Source organism: Paraniabella hibiscisoli (genome assembly GCF_022512515.1).
GTDB classification, from domain to species: Bacteria; Bacteroidota; Bacteroidia; order Chitinophagales; family Chitinophagaceae; genus Niabella; species Niabella hibiscisoli.
Window position 1 is genome coordinate 4,142,297 of record NZ_JAKWBK010000001.1, and the last position, 16,979, is coordinate 4,159,275.

General features: G+C 44.7%; 22 protein-coding genes. All 22 read left to right on the top strand.

Annotation, left to right across the window (positions count from 1 at the left end; all coding sequences use genetic code 11):
- Positions 1-31 precede the first annotated feature (31 nt).
- Positions 32-1,837, top strand: coding sequence for a TonB-dependent receptor plug domain-containing protein (locus MKP07_RS25560; RefSeq protein ID WP_240849989.1), 1,806 nt, complete (start codon positions 32-34; stop codon positions 1,835-1,837).
- 2 nt (positions 1,838-1,839) lie between these two features.
- The gene (locus MKP07_RS25565; protein ID WP_240849991.1) at positions 1,840-2,904 is read left to right on the top strand and encodes a SusC/RagA family TonB-linked outer membrane protein; all 1,065 of its coding nucleotides are present in this window, start codon (positions 1,840-1,842) and stop codon (positions 2,902-2,904) included.
- Positions 2,905-3,214: 310 nt separating this feature from the next.
- Positions 3,215-3,496, top strand: a complete 282-nt coding sequence (locus MKP07_RS25570) for a RagB/SusD family nutrient uptake outer membrane protein (RefSeq protein ID WP_240849994.1) — start codon at positions 3,215-3,217, stop codon at positions 3,494-3,496.
- Positions 3,469-4,515 (top strand): RagB/SusD family nutrient uptake outer membrane protein, encoded by a 1,047-nt coding sequence (locus MKP07_RS25575; protein WP_240849995.1) that lies wholly within the window; start codon positions 3,469-3,471, stop codon positions 4,513-4,515. Before MKP07_RS25570 ends, MKP07_RS25575 begins: the two co-directional genes overlap by 28 nt.
- A complete protein-coding gene (locus MKP07_RS25580) occupies positions 4,512-4,751 on the top strand; it encodes a hypothetical protein (protein WP_240849996.1) in 240 nt (79 codons plus the stop codon). The genes MKP07_RS25575 and MKP07_RS25580 overlap by 4 nt, the downstream gene beginning before the upstream one ends.
- Positions 4,752-4,845: 94 nt before the next feature.
- On the top strand, positions 4,846-5,535 hold the full coding sequence (locus MKP07_RS25585) for a hypothetical protein (RefSeq protein WP_240849997.1): 690 nt from the start codon (positions 4,846-4,848) through the stop codon (positions 5,533-5,535).
- An 18-nt stretch (positions 5,536-5,553) separates the two neighbouring features.
- Entirely contained in the window at positions 5,554-6,060 is a 507-nt protein-coding gene (locus MKP07_RS39560) for a DUF5007 domain-containing protein (protein ID WP_262919478.1), read from the top strand.
- A gap of 14 nt (positions 6,061-6,074) precedes the next feature.
- Entirely contained in the window at positions 6,075-6,614 is a 540-nt protein-coding gene (locus MKP07_RS39565; RefSeq protein ID WP_317236105.1) for a DUF5007 domain-containing protein, read from the top strand.
- Between the two features lie 45 nt (positions 6,615-6,659).
- On the top strand, positions 6,660-7,064 hold the full coding sequence (locus MKP07_RS25595; RefSeq protein WP_240849998.1) for a carboxypeptidase-like regulatory domain-containing protein: 405 nt from the start codon (positions 6,660-6,662) through the stop codon (positions 7,062-7,064).
- 4 nt (positions 7,065-7,068) lie between these two features.
- On the top strand, positions 7,069-8,805 hold the full coding sequence (locus MKP07_RS25600; protein WP_240849999.1) for a TonB-dependent receptor domain-containing protein: 1,737 nt from the start codon (positions 7,069-7,071) through the stop codon (positions 8,803-8,805).
- A 182-nt stretch (positions 8,806-8,987) separates the two neighbouring features.
- Complete coding sequence (locus tag MKP07_RS25605; protein ID WP_240850001.1) at positions 8,988-9,830, top strand: SusC/RagA family TonB-linked outer membrane protein; 843 nt, start codon at positions 8,988-8,990, stop codon at positions 9,828-9,830.
- A gap of 27 nt (positions 9,831-9,857) precedes the next feature.
- Complete coding sequence (locus tag MKP07_RS25610; protein ID WP_240850003.1) at positions 9,858-10,544, top strand: RagB/SusD family nutrient uptake outer membrane protein; 687 nt, start codon at positions 9,858-9,860, stop codon at positions 10,542-10,544.
- A gap of 14 nt (positions 10,545-10,558) precedes the next feature.
- A complete protein-coding gene (locus tag MKP07_RS25615) occupies positions 10,559-11,302 on the top strand; it encodes a RagB/SusD family nutrient uptake outer membrane protein (protein ID WP_240850005.1) in 744 nt (247 codons plus the stop codon).
- A gap of 71 nt (positions 11,303-11,373) precedes the next feature.
- Positions 11,374-11,631 (top strand): hypothetical protein, encoded by a 258-nt coding sequence (locus tag MKP07_RS25620; RefSeq protein WP_240850006.1) that lies wholly within the window; start codon positions 11,374-11,376, stop codon positions 11,629-11,631.
- Positions 11,631-12,065, top strand: coding sequence for a hypothetical protein (locus MKP07_RS25625; RefSeq protein ID WP_240850008.1), 435 nt, complete (start codon positions 11,631-11,633; stop codon positions 12,063-12,065). Before MKP07_RS25620 ends, MKP07_RS25625 begins: the two co-directional genes overlap by 1 nt.
- Positions 12,066-12,110: 45 nt before the next feature.
- On the top strand, positions 12,111-13,373 hold the full coding sequence (locus MKP07_RS25630; RefSeq protein WP_240850010.1) for a DUF5008 domain-containing protein: 1,263 nt from the start codon (positions 12,111-12,113) through the stop codon (positions 13,371-13,373).
- A 2-nt stretch (positions 13,374-13,375) separates the two neighbouring features.
- Entirely contained in the window at positions 13,376-13,702 is a 327-nt protein-coding gene (locus MKP07_RS25635) for a hypothetical protein (RefSeq protein ID WP_240850012.1), read from the top strand.
- Between the two features lie 20 nt (positions 13,703-13,722).
- Entirely contained in the window at positions 13,723-14,763 is a 1,041-nt protein-coding gene (locus tag MKP07_RS25640; protein ID WP_240850014.1) for a hypothetical protein, read from the top strand.
- On the top strand, positions 14,760-15,413 hold the full coding sequence (locus MKP07_RS25645; protein WP_240850016.1) for a LamG-like jellyroll fold domain-containing protein: 654 nt from the start codon (positions 14,760-14,762) through the stop codon (positions 15,411-15,413). The genes MKP07_RS25640 and MKP07_RS25645 overlap by 4 nt, the downstream gene beginning before the upstream one ends.
- The gene (locus tag MKP07_RS25650) at positions 15,398-15,850 is read left to right on the top strand and encodes a hypothetical protein (protein ID WP_240850017.1); all 453 of its coding nucleotides are present in this window, start codon (positions 15,398-15,400) and stop codon (positions 15,848-15,850) included. Before MKP07_RS25645 ends, MKP07_RS25650 begins: the two co-directional genes overlap by 16 nt.
- Positions 15,851-16,074: 224 nt before the next feature.
- Entirely contained in the window at positions 16,075-16,671 is a 597-nt protein-coding gene (locus MKP07_RS25655) for a hypothetical protein (RefSeq protein WP_240850019.1), read from the top strand.
- Positions 16,668-16,976: an alkaline phosphatase family protein gene (locus tag MKP07_RS25660; protein WP_240850021.1), complete on the top strand. Its 309-nt coding sequence runs from the start codon at positions 16,668-16,670 to the stop codon at positions 16,974-16,976. The genes MKP07_RS25655 and MKP07_RS25660 overlap by 4 nt, the downstream gene beginning before the upstream one ends.
- The last annotated feature ends 3 nt before the right edge of the window (positions 16,977-16,979 follow it).

The window sequence follows — 16,979 nt, forward strand, 5'->3', positions numbered from 1 at the left end:
ACTATAAATATTCGGATTTAACCAAACTGATATGAATAAGAAGCGATCCAACTTATTTCTTTCGTTTTTTCTGCTGATTGCGTCAGCTCATGAGTTATCAGCGCAGGATACCAGTGCTATGAAACGTGATACAGTTCCTGAGGCCACCGCAACACAGCACATCGATTATGCGCCGGTGCAGCTCATGCAAAAGTTGCCATACAGCACATTTCCTGCTTTGATAGATGCGAAGGTGGCGGGTGTAACCTCGTTGAGCAAGTCTTCAGAGCCAGGCATTCCTTCATGGCTTTTGCTGAGAGGGTTGCATGCACCGGTATCAAAGCAAAGTGATATCTATGCTATATCACCATTGTATGTGGTGGATGGAATTCCCATTTTGCAGAACCATTCGTTCCCGTTTGGTATTAAGCAGTATGATTATGAAAGGATCGGGTCCGAAACAGATATTACCACTGCATTTAACATTAACGATATAGCATCGGTACAGGTGCTTAAAGATCCTGCTGATATAGCGGCTTACGGAGTTCAGGGCATCGACGGTGTGATACTTATTACTACCCAAAAACCCGTAGCCGGAAAGTACAGAATAAGCGTAAATATGTATGGCGGGGTAGCGCTTCAACCTCATAATATCGCTACAACCAATGGTCGTTATGAGAGAGATTTCAGAATGCCTTTTTACAATCTGTATGCAACAGCGCAACAACGGGCTTCCTTTCCCGGCTATCTTTCAGATTCCTCAAATGCAGTATATTTCGGCCCCGGCAATTGGGACGATGCTTTTTACCAATCTGGGTGGCAGCATAGCTTCAATGCAGCGATATCCGGCGGTACCGACAAAGCATATTTTCGGCTTGGTTTAGGCAATATACGGGAAAGCGGTATTATGCGTAACACCGGTCTTGACAGGTACAATGTCTCCGCAAATATCGGTATGGTGCCCTTCGACCACTTTACTGTTAGCACACAAATACAGTTGGCGCTTACCGACAGAAAAAGGAATACTTTTTTAAGAGAGCGGTTTGCGGAACAGGAGTACGTTCCTTCACTACAAGCGCCGTTGTCTCCTAATGTGGCATATTTGGATAACTACTACAGTCTTTTAGACAGGTGGTCTTTTGATAAGAACCAGGATCATTTTTTAGCGGGTTCAATTGCTGCTGCCTATGAGCTTAAGAACTGGCAGATCCGGTCTACTTTCCTGATGAACTATCATGACAACAACAGGGATGTCTATTATCCTACAACGATCAATGATGGTAACAACTTTGCGTCCTATTTCATTGGCCTCGATAAAAGAACAGCCTGGCAAAACCAGATCAGTTATCAACCAAATTTAGGTGACGATGTGAAGCTGCAACTAAGCGGTAATGCAAATATGCAATGGGACAGGAGGAAGTATGATTATATAAAAGGGTACAGGGGTGGTTCGGATTTTGTAAAGATCATCGCAGGAGGGTCGAACCCCTCTTTCCAGGACGGAACCATATTCGCATACAAAGATTACCTGGATCATAACCTCATTACTTTTTCAGGCAGGGCGCATCTTTCTGTAAAGAATACTTATGAAGCCGACCTGGTTATAAACCGGGAAGCCTCTTCTTTCTTTCAGAACGGTTACTGGTGGTTTACTTCTCCCTCAATCGGATTAGGGTGGAGTTTAAAAGATGCATTTAATTTACCGGAGGCTTTTAGTGTATTTAAACTTAAAGCGGCGCAGGGCGCAGCGGGCGTCTCTTCGATAATGACTCTTATGGCTACGGGCCGGTTTATACAGTTGATAATGGCTATAACGGGGCGCCTTTTATTCCTTCTTACGGTTCTATACCAACATTAACAATGCCTTTCAACAGGGGATATACCGGTTGGGGTATACAATGGCCTTATGCCGACCAGGGGAATGTTGGTTTTGAGCTGAGCCTGGAAAACAAATGGTATGTGGCAGCCAACGCCTATTTAAGGTACGATAAGAATCTGGTAACCCTGGTGCCGGTACCCGGTGAATACGGATTTTCAGGATCGTATAAAAACGGGCTGTCTGTTAAAAATACTGGGGTGGAGGCTAATATCGGCGCTCATTTTGGCAACGGTCATTTTAAATGGAACCCCAATGTTTTATTGCATTGGAACAATAACAGCATTACAGCGTTGCCGGATGGATTGCAGGCGCTAACCGTTAATGGGAGAAGGCTGCAGGTTGGAGAAAGGGTAGATGCGTTTTGGTTGCTGCAGAATGAAGGCCTGTATGAAAGTGATGCGGCAGTTGCTGTAAATCCTGCCGGGAATACCCCGCTAACGTACTATGGCATCACCGTTAAAAAAGGCGATCCCCGCTGGAAGGATATCAATAATGATTATACGGTAGATGACAGGGACCGGGTGTTTAAGGGAAATATGCATCCTAAGTTGAGCGGTGCATTTAACCAGTCGTTTTCCTTTAAAAACTGGGAACTGAATGTACTTACAGGTTTTGCAATAGGTAAATACCTGGTAAACGAAGCTATCGCCAACCGATTTGATTTTGTCAACAGGGAAACTGCCGGAGATATGGCGGGTGTCAAGGAAATCAGTTTTTGGACGCAGATTCCAGAGCAGGAACGGTATCCCCTGTATAATCCATGGAGCCTGGTAAGACCGTATCAACGAGATCAGGATCTTTTCCTTGAGAAAGCAGATTATGTGAAGTTGAAATCAGTGCTATTATCCTATAACCTGAAAGATCTGCCCTGGGTGAAAAGGGCAAAGATCACATCGATGAAATTATATGCCACGGGCAATAACCTGTTCACGATAACGCCCTACAGCGGAAGGGATCCGGAGCTTTCCAACTATATGGGATATGATGACGGCTATGGGACTCCATTTCCACGCACATTTAATCTTGGACTGCAGTTAGATTTCTAATTTTTAAAGATATCAAAGAACGACTATGAGAATCGTTAATACCTTACTTGTTTTCGCTATGCTGCTTTTTTGCAGTTGTAGTAATAAACTGGATCTGCCATCCCGCCACCAGATTCCTGAAGTGCAGATGGCAGCAAAGAAATGATGCCCGTTCGGGCGTATTTGCTACCTACGGCCTGATGCGTGCTGCACTTGCCAACGAAAATGCTTTTTTGCCTACGGAGAATTAAGGGCGGGAAATTTTAAATCTTCCAGCAGGGCCGATATAGCAGCGGCCGCATCTCAACAGTTAAAAGCCACATTTGCTGCAGTGGAGGAATGGAAAAGCTGGCGTCGCTTTTATGCTGTTATTGCTCAGGCAAATCTTTGCATAGAGAATCTGCCGAAAATACTGGAGAAAGATATACGCTATAACCAGCAAAACCTCAAAGTAGATGTAGCGTCGGCCCGCTTTCTGAGAGCGCTGGCTTATTTCTATATTGTACGTATATGGGGTGATGCGCCTTTGATTACTACATCTATCGACGGGGTTTTGAAACCAAGACGAGAGACCCTCAGTCGCGTTTGCTCGACTTTATTCAACAGGAGCTGACCGCCGCAGCGGCCGGCCTTCCGTGGAATTATAACGGACAGCAGCCTGAATACCTTGGCACTTATTACGATCAGGGCGGCAATTTCTGGCAGTCCCGGATTGCATCAAAAGCCGCCTGTTATGCACTGCTCGCACATCTGTATGCCTGGAGAGGCGATTATGCAGCCTGCGAAGCTTATACAAGACTGGTTTACGAAAATACCACATTGGGGAATTACACTTTTGCCAGTACGGCGAGCCTTACCGCCGAAACTTCAGGGGTATTTAACGGGTTAAATAACGGTGTTATATTCTCACTTACTGCAGATGCTAATTTCCAGGAGTCTGCGGCTAAAGGGCACCTGGAAGACTGGACTTTAGCGGCGCCATTGGTAGATAAAACAACGCCGGATGTTTATATACCCGCCGATTCTATCCTTAAAATATTTAACGAGCCGAACGATCAGCGTTTCGCCATCAGTGCCAGCGGGGTTGTCAGCGGTGGTTATTTTCAGAATTTTGCCAACCCGGTGCCTATGTTCAGTAAAATAAAAGCCCGGTCTTTTACACAGGAGCCGCTGTATAGTAATTTTCAGTCTGCAATTGTCATAACGCGCTATGAGGATATTGTGCTCCTGCGTGCCGAAGCCTTATACTATCTAAATGATTTGAATAATGCTGTTGTTTTTCTCAACGCTGTCCGAACAAGGCGTGGCCTCACTGAATTTAACGCTGCAACCGGCGGTAATGTACTGAATGCTATTTTGAAAGAACGACAAAGGGAATTATTAGGCGAAGGGCATCGCTGGTTTGATCTGCTACGTAATCAGCGTGCACACGAATTTTCGGGTATGTCACGGGAGCAAATACGACAGGGGGCGGGTTATGGCCGCTTGCCCAAAGTATACTCACCAATAACGCAGTTCTTCAGCAAAACAGTTTCTGGAAATAAAGAAAAAACAGATAAGACAAGATATCCCTGTAATACGGGGTTGTTCTCCAAAGTTCAGGAACCCCAAAAAATAAAAACATGCGGATGAAACCTATTTTCTTTTTATGCGCCCTGTTTACTCTGATATTAACAGGATGTAAGAAAAATAATACCTACCGGGACGAAATGCCTTCAAATGCGCAGTACCCTTACAGCGTTTACGAGTACCTGCAAAACCAGGCCACAGGATTCGATTCTCTTTTGTTTATAATTAACAGGTCGGGCCTCAAGGATACACTGGCTTCTAAAGATGTTACCTTTTTGCAGCCACGGATGCCAGCATAGATAAGGCGCTTATAAACTACAATGATCGCAGGCGCGGTCAGGGATTGGCTGCCGTGTCCTCCGGGATATAGACAGTTCCTCGCTCCGGCAGATTTTGTCACATTATATTATAAGAGGCAAATGGCTGACCGGGGATATAGCTGCCAATCGTGATGGCTTCTTTCTGCGTACGGTAGGTGACCGCACTATGAATGTAACACAGCAAACCAACAATGCAGAAGGTGTGGAAAAGGGAGGCAGTGAAGTACTAAAATTCAGCTTCACCTACAGCTCCAAATGGATAGAGAACTGGTCGAGCAGCCTGGCAACTACCACTAATATTAAACTAACAAACGGGGTAGTGCATATTCTGGAGCCGGCGCATATTTTCAGCTTCGGGAATTTTTATATCCGGGCTGCCGAACGCCAGAACTACTGGAGTGATTATTACTATTACTCTTATGGAACCCTGTATTTTCCGAATAATACCAACAGGCCATGGGGCCCGCAGGCTACGGCTAATATGCGCGACGGAAAACGGCTTACAGCCATATCAGATAATCAGCTTATTATGGATGGGGCAGATTTTATTGGTGATCCCGTGTTTAAAATTAAAATTACGATGGACGCAAAAGATAGCGTAACAGCCATTGCCCCTGCCACTGCTGCAGCAGATACCTCTCTTAAAAAAAGTGGTCCGAGCTATTTCGACCGGAACAAATTTACCCTATACCTGCAGTATCAGTATTTCCGTACAGACGGTATGCGAAAAGTAATTGAAGAAGTAAAGCTCAGTAAAAATTAAAAGACTAAAGTAATTGTTATGCATAAATACAACAACTGCCGGGCTATTGCATTTGCTACAATAATGGTGTTGATCACAGGGTGTAAGAAAATTCCGCCATTGACAGAATATCTTAGTGAGAATGTCAGCTTTGCTACGGATAATTACAGGCCCGTACTAGGGAGAAATACACTGGTGCTTACGCAGTTTAATGCAGATGGTTCTACCTATCCGCTGACCTTTGAACTACAGAACCTGCGTCGTGCCGATGGTTCACCTGCTGCCGAACTTATCAGCCCTGTAACGGTAAAAGATTGGGTGACACAGTACACCGGGCTCGAAACATCTTTAGCTGAAATAGAAGCAAAACGCAAGGAAGTGCAAAAGCCCTTCATCAGTATAAGGCCGGGATCGGGCGACCTGGTGTTTGCCGCGGCTTCTTCGCAGCAAATTAAATCTACCCCGGGGAAAGATTCGCTATACCTGTTTGATATTAAGATTTCCAATGCAACAGGTGCGTCAAAATTTTTACCGACCGCAAACTAATTCCCGAGAGAGAGATTGCCTATGAGCCATTCGAATATGACCGTGCTACCCGTTTGCCGCAGACGGAGAATTTTCAGATTTATCCACCCGTTAATACTACTGCTATAACGGTACCCAAAGCTGTTCGGCTTACTACTTCATCCAATTTGTATTATACTACCGATAGCTTAATGCAACCCTATATGAGCGCTGTTTACTTTAGAAAGACGGGTAATGGCAGCTCGCTTACATTTAGGTTTTTGGATAAGGACTCGGTTGCTATTAATCCGGCAAAATTCAGCAATACAAAATGGACCGAACTGGTGCACGGTTTCAATATGCAGATGTCTGCAACCCATGTTAAATACGAAGTGGCATATCCGGTGCCTTTAAGCGCTCTTGCTACCAAATACACATCAGGCGGTATGGCGCGGGTGTTATTTGAGTATCCCCGCAGAGGTTTTGGTAATTCCCTGCGTAATGGTGTGTTCGGTTTCAACTTCGCTATATATGAGCCGGGAGATTGGGAGATCGTCATTCACTTCAAAAGAAACCTCAAGTTCGAAAATGATTAATTCCTGCCATTAGAACATCAGTAAACAACTGTAGAAAATATTGACATGAAAAAAACTATTTACAATTTAATAGCTGCTATGTGCATGCTTTGTTTTTTCTCGGTTTCGGCTTTGCAGGCGCAAACTATTACGGCCTCGGGGCAGGTGGTTGCAGGTGACGACCTGAAACCTGTAAGCGGAGCTACCATTGCAGCCTGGAAGGGTAAGGCATTGAGGGCGCTCATTACCACGGATCAGCTGGGTAATTTCAGCGTTAAATTAAATCCCGGGGAAGAGATAGAAGTATCGCACATGGGCTTTGTGACAACGCATATGATACCGTCTGACACCATGATGGTAGTACTGCAACGACTGGCCAGCGATATGACGCAGGTGATGGTGGTGGGATACCAGAAAAAATCAAAGGAGACCGTAACCGCGCCGTTACACGTATTACGGCAGAAGATATAAAGATGTGCCCACATCAAATCTGGAGGAATTGATGCAGGGACGTGTACCCGGCCTGAATGTACAAATGAATACCGGTGCGCCGGGTTTTAGAGGAGCTGCTACAATCAGGGGGTTGTCCAGTATTGGCGCCTCTGGAGCTGGTACAGATGCTTATGTAACTTCCAACTCGCCCTTATATATTGTGGATGGCGTACCTATTGATGCAGATGCAGGTTTTGAATATGGCTTCCAGTCAATCGGGCCAGGCACAAGCCCGCTGTCGCTGATACCAGTGGAAGATATCGAAACAGTTGATGTTATGCTCGATGCACAGGCAACTTCTTTGTATGGGTCGAGAGGGGCCAACGGCGTAATAGTTATTACGACCAAGAAGGGTAAATCAAAAATTCCTATTGTTACCTATATCGGCAATTATTTTGTTAACACTGTGCCACCGCTTAGAAATACTATTGGAGGAAAGGAAGAGCGGGATCTTAGAGTATCCACTATTTATGGCAACGGAGATTATAATTACCTGTATCAGATCATGAATAATCCTTTTATTTCTGATAGTCTTAATCCCTTCTATAACAATTCCACCGACTGGCAGGGAATTTATTATACCCCTACTTATAACCACTCTCACAATATTTCAGTAGCGGGCGGGGACCAGATCTTAAATTATAAAACCAATCTTAACTTCTACTCTGATAGAGGTGTTATCCGCAATACCGGATTTGACCGCTATGCGGCTACTATGAGCTTAGGGTTTAACCCGAACGAAAAGTTCAGGGTGAATGCGCAGGTGTTTGCGGCCATTGGTAAGAAATTAAAGGGCAGCGGAAATGGTCTTACCGAAGTAGGAGCAGGCTCCAACATTGCATCGTCATTAATGCCGGGTCCTTCTTTCTTCCTGGATGTTTCACAATTCTCAGGAGCTATCTATAGCAGTAATGACGCTAAAACACACAACTTCAGGTCTTTTATTGATATGTCTTATGAGCTGATCAAAAATTTAAGAATCAGCTCTAACACCAGTTATGATTATACACAGGATAGCGAAGATTTTTTTAAGCCGGCCGCCGCTGATGCGAATCGAACCCGCTTATTTGGTTTGTCGGCAAGAAGGTCGGATCTCTACAACCGGAGCCAGCTAAACTATTCGGGTACATTTAATGAAAAGCATAACCTCTATACTTCGGTGTTTTCTGAACTAAGAGTAAACAACAGTACCGGGTATGTAATAGAAAACCGTAATGGACCTAACGATTATTATTGGGGACCGTTAGGCTATAACTCCTGGTATTCCAACTACTCAGGAGTGCAATACAACGGCGGTTCCGGAAGCAATCAATATACTTCGATACATACCGTGGCATTGGCTGCTAATATGCAGTATAATTTTAACAAAAAATATATACTGGACCTGTCTTTCCGGCAGGATGGTAGTTCTTATGCCGGTGAAAACAACCGCTGGGCAAGAAATCCATCTATGGGGCTACGCTGGAATATTGAAAAAGAAAAGTTTATGGAAAAAGTGAGCTGGGTTACCAGTGCGGCGCTGCGTTTTACTTATGGGGTTAACCTCCGTCCCACTACAAATATCTATGCATCGCAGGGTCAGTTTGGTGTTCGCGGCGCTTATAATAATGTTATACGGGTAGGCCCTATTTTGGGATATCTTCCCAATCCTGATCTCAGGCCGGAGAAGGTAGAAACAATTAATATCGGTGGTGACTTCTATCTTTTTCCAACAGGGTAGGGCTTACATTTAATGCGTATGAGAAAAACGTAGATGATCTTATATACGAAACACCGCTGGCGGATGCAACAGGTTTTCAGAGAACTTTTACAAACGATGCAGCACTTACCAACCGGGGGCTGGAGATCTCGCTTACGTTTCGCCCGGCCAAGCCTGGTAAGGATTTTAACTGGAATGTTTATATGAATGGTTCTGCTATCAGGCAAATAATAAGACGTTTGCCGGGCAATGCACTGGTTTGGTTTAGCGATGGCCGTTCGGTGATCTCGCGCGTTGGCGGCGGTCAGAATAATTTTCTGCTCGTGTCGGACGGGGTGTTCGCTAACGGCGCCGATGTACCGGTTGATCCTGTTACCGGGCTGGCTTTACGTAACGGTTATACAACCTCTTATTTCCAGGCCGGTGACATGCACTTCAGGGATGTAGACGGTAATTACGTGATCGATGGCAATGATATGCAGGTGGGCGGAAAATTTGAGCCCATCTTTACCGGTGGTTTTGGCGGAACGATCATGTACAAAAATTTTAATCTTACTATCAGCGGAGCCGTGCTGTTCGACAGGACCTTAAGGAACAATGCGCTGTCGCAGCGATTGCGGAATTACCAGGATCCGTTGGAGATGTTGGATGAGAATGGTGACGGATCGCCTGATGGACCTGCAACGTACGTGGATATCAGCGATGTGGATTACTATACTCTGAACAGGCCCAATGCAAAATATCCTAATCCGTTTCTGGTTAATACAGGCACTAATTCATTGCGTGATGCGCAGACGCTATTTGAAGAAGATGGATCTTATATCAAGTTCAATACATTCATCCTGGGCTATAATTTTAATAAGGGCTGGCTTGACCGCCATTTGAAGCTCCGTAATGCCAGGTTATACTTTACGGTTAAAAATCCCTTGTTGCTTTCGGGCTATTCGGGACCTAACCCCGAAACGGTAAATAGTCTGGGACGGGATTATCTGGGTAACTATCCCAATACACGGGCTTATACCATTGGTGCCAATATAGAATTTTAAAGTTATGCGTATACTAAAAAAATATACATGAAACGTTTATATCCCCTTACCCTGCTGGTTTTGATGGTGATATCAATAACCTCCTGTAAAAAATTCCTGGATGTTGAAGCAGCCGACCGAACAGGGTCCAACTCTTTCTGGAAAACAAAGGAGGATGTGGAAGCCGCTGTGATCAACTGCTATGGATTTATTTTTGAAAAATTCAATGACTTTAACTCCCCGGTGATCCCGGCCGTAGGGGACATGCGTTGCGGTGGGATCGGTGGCGCAGTGGGTGCAGGACAGTTGGGAGAAGGATTTCTTACCATTTCCCGAAATGATTTGTCGAATACAACAAGCCTCGCTGTACCTGCCCGGTATAATTTGATTCATATTGATGACTGGGCGCCTTACTTTCAATCCATAGCCAACTGTAATATTACTTTGGCTGAGATTCAGAAGATGGAGTCGTTAACAGAAACGGAAAAGAAGCGCTATGTAGCCGAAGTCAAATTTGTGCGAGCATTTACCTATTTCTATATATGCCGCCTATATGGAGATGTTCCTTATTATACAGAGCCTTATGATAAAGTGCCCCGGCCACGAACCTCTTTTATTACCATTTTTAATGACCTGATCACCGAACTGGACGCTGTTAAAGATGATCTGCCCTGGGTGCCATCAAATGCTTCTGATATAGGTGTGCGTGCAGGCGCGCTTCTCTATATACCTTAATTGCACACATGAATATGTGGGCGGCCGGATTTGATAAATCCAACCAAAGCAGGTACTGGCAAGATGCTGCTCAAAAATGTGCCGCTATCAAAAACAGCGGTGAGTTTGAGCTGCTGCCAATAGAAGAGTCCAAGCGTCTTTTTAAAGGAAAAACAAAAGAAAGTATTTTCGAATTTGAGCTCAATCGTAACTATGGCAATCTTTCGAGATATGTAAACCTGGGGCAATGGATGACTCATTCGCCCATTGTGAACTATGGCGCCAATAGCGATCTTTTCTTTACCGCACCTTTAATGGAACGCATTTACCCGCCCAATCTCCCTGATAAAAGGAGGGATACCTGGTTTTATCTGCCTTATATAAATAACCAGACATTTATGTTCCTCAAACAGATCAATGTGGCCGATCCTACCGGGGACTGGATCTTCGAAGATAACCTCATGATCTTCCGGTATGCCGATGTATTGTTGCTGGGTGCTGAAGCGCTGGCCAATAGCGGTAATAATACAGAAGCGATTAACATGCTTAATATGGTACGTACCAGGGCGGGCGCCAACCTGTATAATCCCGGTACTGAAAACCTCAGCGATGCTATTTTTTGGGAGCGCCAGAAAGAATTGATCGGGGAGGGGCACCGCTGGTACGATTTTGTGCGTACAGGCAGGGTTACAGATCCTAACCAGGCGATCACTTACCTTACACAGGAACAGTTCGACCGGGGCGCCTGGACATGGCCTATCGATCAAAGGCCAGGGTAAATAACCCTGAAATCGTATTAAACCTTTATTGGGTGAGGTAAACTGATCTATCATTTATAACAGATATAGTAATGAAAAAAATTACATTGGGAATAACTGCCGCATTACTGGCAACGATCCTCTTTCAGGCCTGTAACAAAAAGGACTACTACAGGGATACCGGCCTGCAGTCAGGTGTTTTAAAGGAAAATATTTACGAATTCCTGCAGCAAAAGCCGTTCCTGTTTGATTCGCTTGTGCAGGTAATTGATTTAGCAGGTATGAAAACTGTTCTGGAGAATGATACGATTACTTTTTTGCGCCGCCCGACAGGTCTTTACTGCTTTTAATGAATAAAGTAAACGGCAACAGGTATGGACAAGGAAAAGATAGCCTGCATATCAACGACATCCCGGGAGATATCTGGCGTAAGTACCTGGCACGATATGTTTTTAAATCAGCTTATCTCCTGAATGATATTAGCAGGATAGACTTTGCCCGTGTAGGACTATATCCGGGACAAAATATAGAATCCTTCGATGGTTATATTATGAATATGGGCGTGGTTTATGATGCTTATTCCGGCACCCAGGATGTTGGCCCCCGAACTATTTATCTCACTTCCGTAGGAGATGATCTTACAAATTTTTCTTCTTTAAACTCGGAAGTAGTGTCTACATCCAACCTGCGGCCCCGAAATGGAGTAATGCACGCTTTGAGGGGAAACATACAGTTTTCCTTTAATACCGATTTTGAAGCAGTGGTAAATGATAATGTTCCATAGCAGGTATCTATTCTTAACTCTTATTACAAACTTCAAATCAAAAAGATGTGTAAATATTATTCTATAGGTATCCTTTTATGCTGTATCCTGTTACCGGCTTGTCGCAAGGGACTGGAGCTGGGGGCCTACCCTTATGAATCATCGAAAGACGCTTTAAATGTGAAGCTGAGTACGGAAGCATTGAGGCCTGCGATAAGCGCGCCGGGCGCTACCGTAACGCTTTCCGGGAGCAGTTTTGATAATTATAAGAAAGAAGAGCTTTTAGTGAAATTTAATGGCGAGCCAGCCGAAGTGCTTAACGTTACAGCAACCAGGCTGGAAGTAAAAGTACCTCAACGAGCCAGTAGTGGCCTTATCACGCTTACCATTAATAAGCAGGTACTGCCGGGGCCGCTTCACCAGATCAGTGGTGCCGTATCGCAGGATGCGGTTTTTAAATCATTTCCTGGCGCAACAGGTGGCGCCGTAAGTGCCATACGCTTTCAGAATGATGGTAAATATATTATTGTAGGAACTTTTACAGATTATGATAACTCCGGTGATGCAGACGGTATGAATGGTATGGCCAGGCTGAATTCAGATGGTTCCATAGACCGGACCTTCAGGACCCGCAGGGGATTCAGAAGCAGCATCGTGTCAGATGCGCTTCAGTTAATGGATGGCCGTTATCTTGTTGCAGGCTCCTTTAGTAATTACCGGGCCCGTTTTATACCCAATGCCGTACAAAATATTATTACGCTGAATAGTGATGGGTCGCCGGATAGCATGCTGGTTCAATCACCGCTTCGCGATAAGCCGGATACCCTTCCTTTACTCAACCTTGGCTTTGATGCTCAGGTAAATAAATTACATCAGCAGTCAGATGGCAAAATAATACTGACAGGTTTATTCAGGCGTGTATACCGGAATACTTTCGGTGGCGTAACGGCAGACGGACTGCGTGACTCTATTAAAGTAGATACATTTCATGTAAACTACCTGGCTAGGCTCAATGCTGATTTAACCCTGGATACCACCTTTAATTACGACAAGAATTTACCCACTGGCCGGCCTTCTGTAAATGGTGTAATATTCGATTCTTATCTGACCGGGGAAGATCAGTTAATGATAGCAGGCTCCTTTACCACTTTTAACGGAACACCTGCAGCGAGAATAGCCCGCCTGGACACGCTTGGGATGTTAGACCCCGAGTTTAATGTTGGCGTGGGCCCTGACAATGATGTACGATCTATTGATCAGTTACCAGATGGCCGGGTAGTAGCTTCGGGGAACTTTATTAACGTTTCGGGGAACGTACGCAAAAAATAGCGGTGTTTTCCAACAAAGGTGTTGTTGATCTCAGTTTTGATCCCGGCGAAAGTGCAGTAGGAAATGTACTGCATACCAGGGTGCTGGATAATGGTAAAATATTGGTGAGTGGCTTCTTCGATATATTTCAGAATTATAAGCGCGATGGCCTGGCAATATTGGAACCCGATGGTAAACTGAGCGCTACGCATAACAATTTCGGCGGCTTTAAAAACGGCTTTGTTTTATCGTCGGCTGAAGTAACTGCGCGGAATTCCATAGTACTGGTTGGCGCCTTTAACAGTTTTGATCTGAGATCCGTTTCAGGTATCGTAAAGCTGAATTATTGATCTATTCTAAATTTTTAAAAATGAAACAAGCAAAGTTTGATCTTGGTCTTTCATTTGTAGCGATGGTGCTCCTGGCAGGTTTACTGGTGGCTTGTAATAAGCCTGTACTTTTGGAAGCCGGGCAGGATGACGATGATATTACACTCAACCTGAAAAAGAAAAAAGTGTTATTGATCGCGTTAGATGGCGTTGTAGGCGCTGCGCTGGAGGAGATGAAGCTGCCAGTATTTACCAGGATAGCAGAGAAGTCGGTATATTCCTATTACGGCCTTATCGATACAATAAGCAACAACGGAACGGTTTGGGCCGATTTGCTTACGGGAACCCGGCTGAACAAACACCAGGTAAAGACAGAGAATTTTTCCGGTGCTAATTTTTCTCAGTATCCCAGCTTTTTGAAAAGATTAAAAGACAGTAAAACGGATTTGAGAATGATGGCCATTACCACATTGCCTTTATTAGCCACAGGGGCTTTTGGCACCGAGCTGGAAAAGCATCTTCATTTGGCGGACAATGATATGGCGGCAAGAGACTCCGCAGTAGGCAGGTTGCAAAAGGATAATATGGATGTGCTGGTGGTAGATTTTTCCAGCGCTTTGCGCGCAGGGAAATCCTATGGCTTTGGCACAGCTGTATCTCAGTACAGAACAGCCCTGCAGCAGCTGGATACCTATATAGATGATCTTATTTATACCGTTGAGCACCGGGATACCTATGATAGCGAAGACTGGATGGTGATAGTTACCTCTACTCATGGTGGCAGGGCAGACGGGAGCTACGGTGGTAGCTCGGCCGCTGACAGGAATGTTTTTAGTTTTTACTATAGCCCCGGGCAAAAGAAGACCAGCATTCCCCGGCCACTGGTCAATGTTCCCTACGAGGGCAACTTTGTTTATTTTTCCAATCCGTTAAATAAGTCGGCCGTTACTAATAATCCTGCTTTCAAATTCGGGCAACAGGATTTTACTGTTGAATTAAGAGTGAAGACAACCGGCGGACCCTATGATCCGGTATATATTGAAACAAGGACTGGAATAGCGGAGCTAATCCAGGTTGGGTGATTTTTCGAAGTGGCACAACTACCTGGAGGATAAACCTGGGCAATGGCACATCAGCCGGCCGTCGTGACCTTTCAGGCGGTGTGATAAATGATGATAAATGGCATATGTTGTCAACCACCTTTAACCGTAAAGGCAGTCTTATCTTATACCAGGATGGCGTACAGGTAGCTGCCCAGCCCACTTTCGCAACAGTGGCCGGAAGTATTGATGGCCCTTTTCCGCTTGTGATAGGTAACGATGGTACCGCAAATTATAACCCTACCGGTGCCAACAGCATCAATAGTTATATAGCAGATGTTCGCATATGGAACACCGTATTGCCGCCCGACATCATAAAAGACTGGCAATACCTTGATATTACCAGCAGCCACCCTTTGTATGGGAACCTGGTTGGTTACTGGAAATTAAACGCGGCTTTGGGTCCTGTTTCAAAAGATTACAGTAAAACAGGGGCCGATCTTGCCTTCACCAGTACGCCTGCTCCTCCTACTACAACTTTCCTTTCTAATCTTTTAAATCCTTCGACACTTGACTCACGTTTATTAACACCCGGATTGGTTGACCATTCTTTCCGTATCATGACCTGGATGGGTATGCGTGTGGATTACCAGGCATGGGGCCTGGATGGTAAGGTTTGGAGTGGCAGTTAATGTTGGAAACTATTTTTAACCAAAAAATATACAGTTATGCGTCAAAGATTTTCATGCAATTCATTACTGGTTTTTACTTTCTTAGTTTTTGTCTCTATCGTATCCACCGCTTGGAGACTAAATCCGGAATTCCCCAAGATCCTGGGCATAGTAACGGTAGCAAGCTACTTACTTATGATTGGGAAATATATGGGCTTGAAACAGTAAATGTGGGGGACCAGGCTGTTGTTTACGAAGCTTGGCCTAAAGAAGAGTCTTCAGTGTCTCCTAGCTTCTGGGTTGTTAATGGCGGACATATTACACTAATCCGCGAAGGAAAATGGAAAATAGAAGTTGATTGGGATTACCCGGGAATTGGCAGTGTATCGGTTTACAGTTCAGATAGTAGCTTACTTGTATCTATGCCTGTAACTGTAAATGGTAGTATAATGCCATAACATATAAACTAGGATTTGGTAATAGTCAACAAATAAATAATAGTAATGCGAAACATTTTTTTCCTTTTTTACTGGCTTCTTTAAATGCAGCCGCTCAAAACCACAAAACAGAAAACATCGTTTTTATTTCGGTAGATGGCTACCGTTGGGAAGAGCTGTTCAGGGGTATAGATACGAGCCTTTCTAATAAAAGACAGTACCGTAAAGCAGACAGTACCGCATTGATGCAAAAGTACTGGGCGGCAACTACGCAGGAACGCAGGAAAAAACTAATGCCCTTCTTCTGGTCAACAATTGTGGAAAAAGGGCAACTATATGGTAACCGGGATCTGGGCAATAAAGTAAACGTACGTAACAATTTTTGGTTCAGCTACCCGGGCAGGGCTGAGACCATCACAGGTTATTTCGATCCGAAGATCAACTCGAATAGCTACCCTGATAATCCTAATATCAATGTATTCGAATTTATGAACCAGCAAAAGGGATACACCGGGAAAGTGGCCACTTTTGCCAGCTGGGATGCCGTGGTGCGAATAGTGAACCGCAACCGTAATAAAATGCCGCTTATCAATCCCTACGAAAAAGTAACGGGAACCGGCCTTACCGAAGCGCAGCAGCTGGCCAACGAAATACAGGATTTCCTGCCTAAAGAACATGGAGAGGAGGAGCGCTGGGATATGAATACCATGCCATTGCCAAAACTTATATTGCTGCCAAACATCCTAAAATGGTGTATATCGACTTCGGGGACCTGGATGTACTGGCACATGGTGGCAGGTATGACTATTACCTGGAAGCTGCACGGTATACCGACCAGATGATTGGTAATTTATGGAACATGATGCAGCAGGATCCCTATTACAAGGGTAAAACTACTTTTGTTATTTGCCCCGATCACGGTCGTGGCAGCGGCAGGGAATGGACCAGTCATGGATCTTCTGCAGCTGGTTCAGGCAATACCTGGCTGGCCGTTATAGGGCCTGATACACCTGCAACGGGCGAAATAAAAACAGGTACACAGATCTACCAAGATCAATTTGCGCAAACCATGGCGCATCTCCTGGGCTTTGAGTTTAAGGCCGAACATCCCATAGGCGAACGGGTGTTGTCTGTAACTCAAAAATAAAGG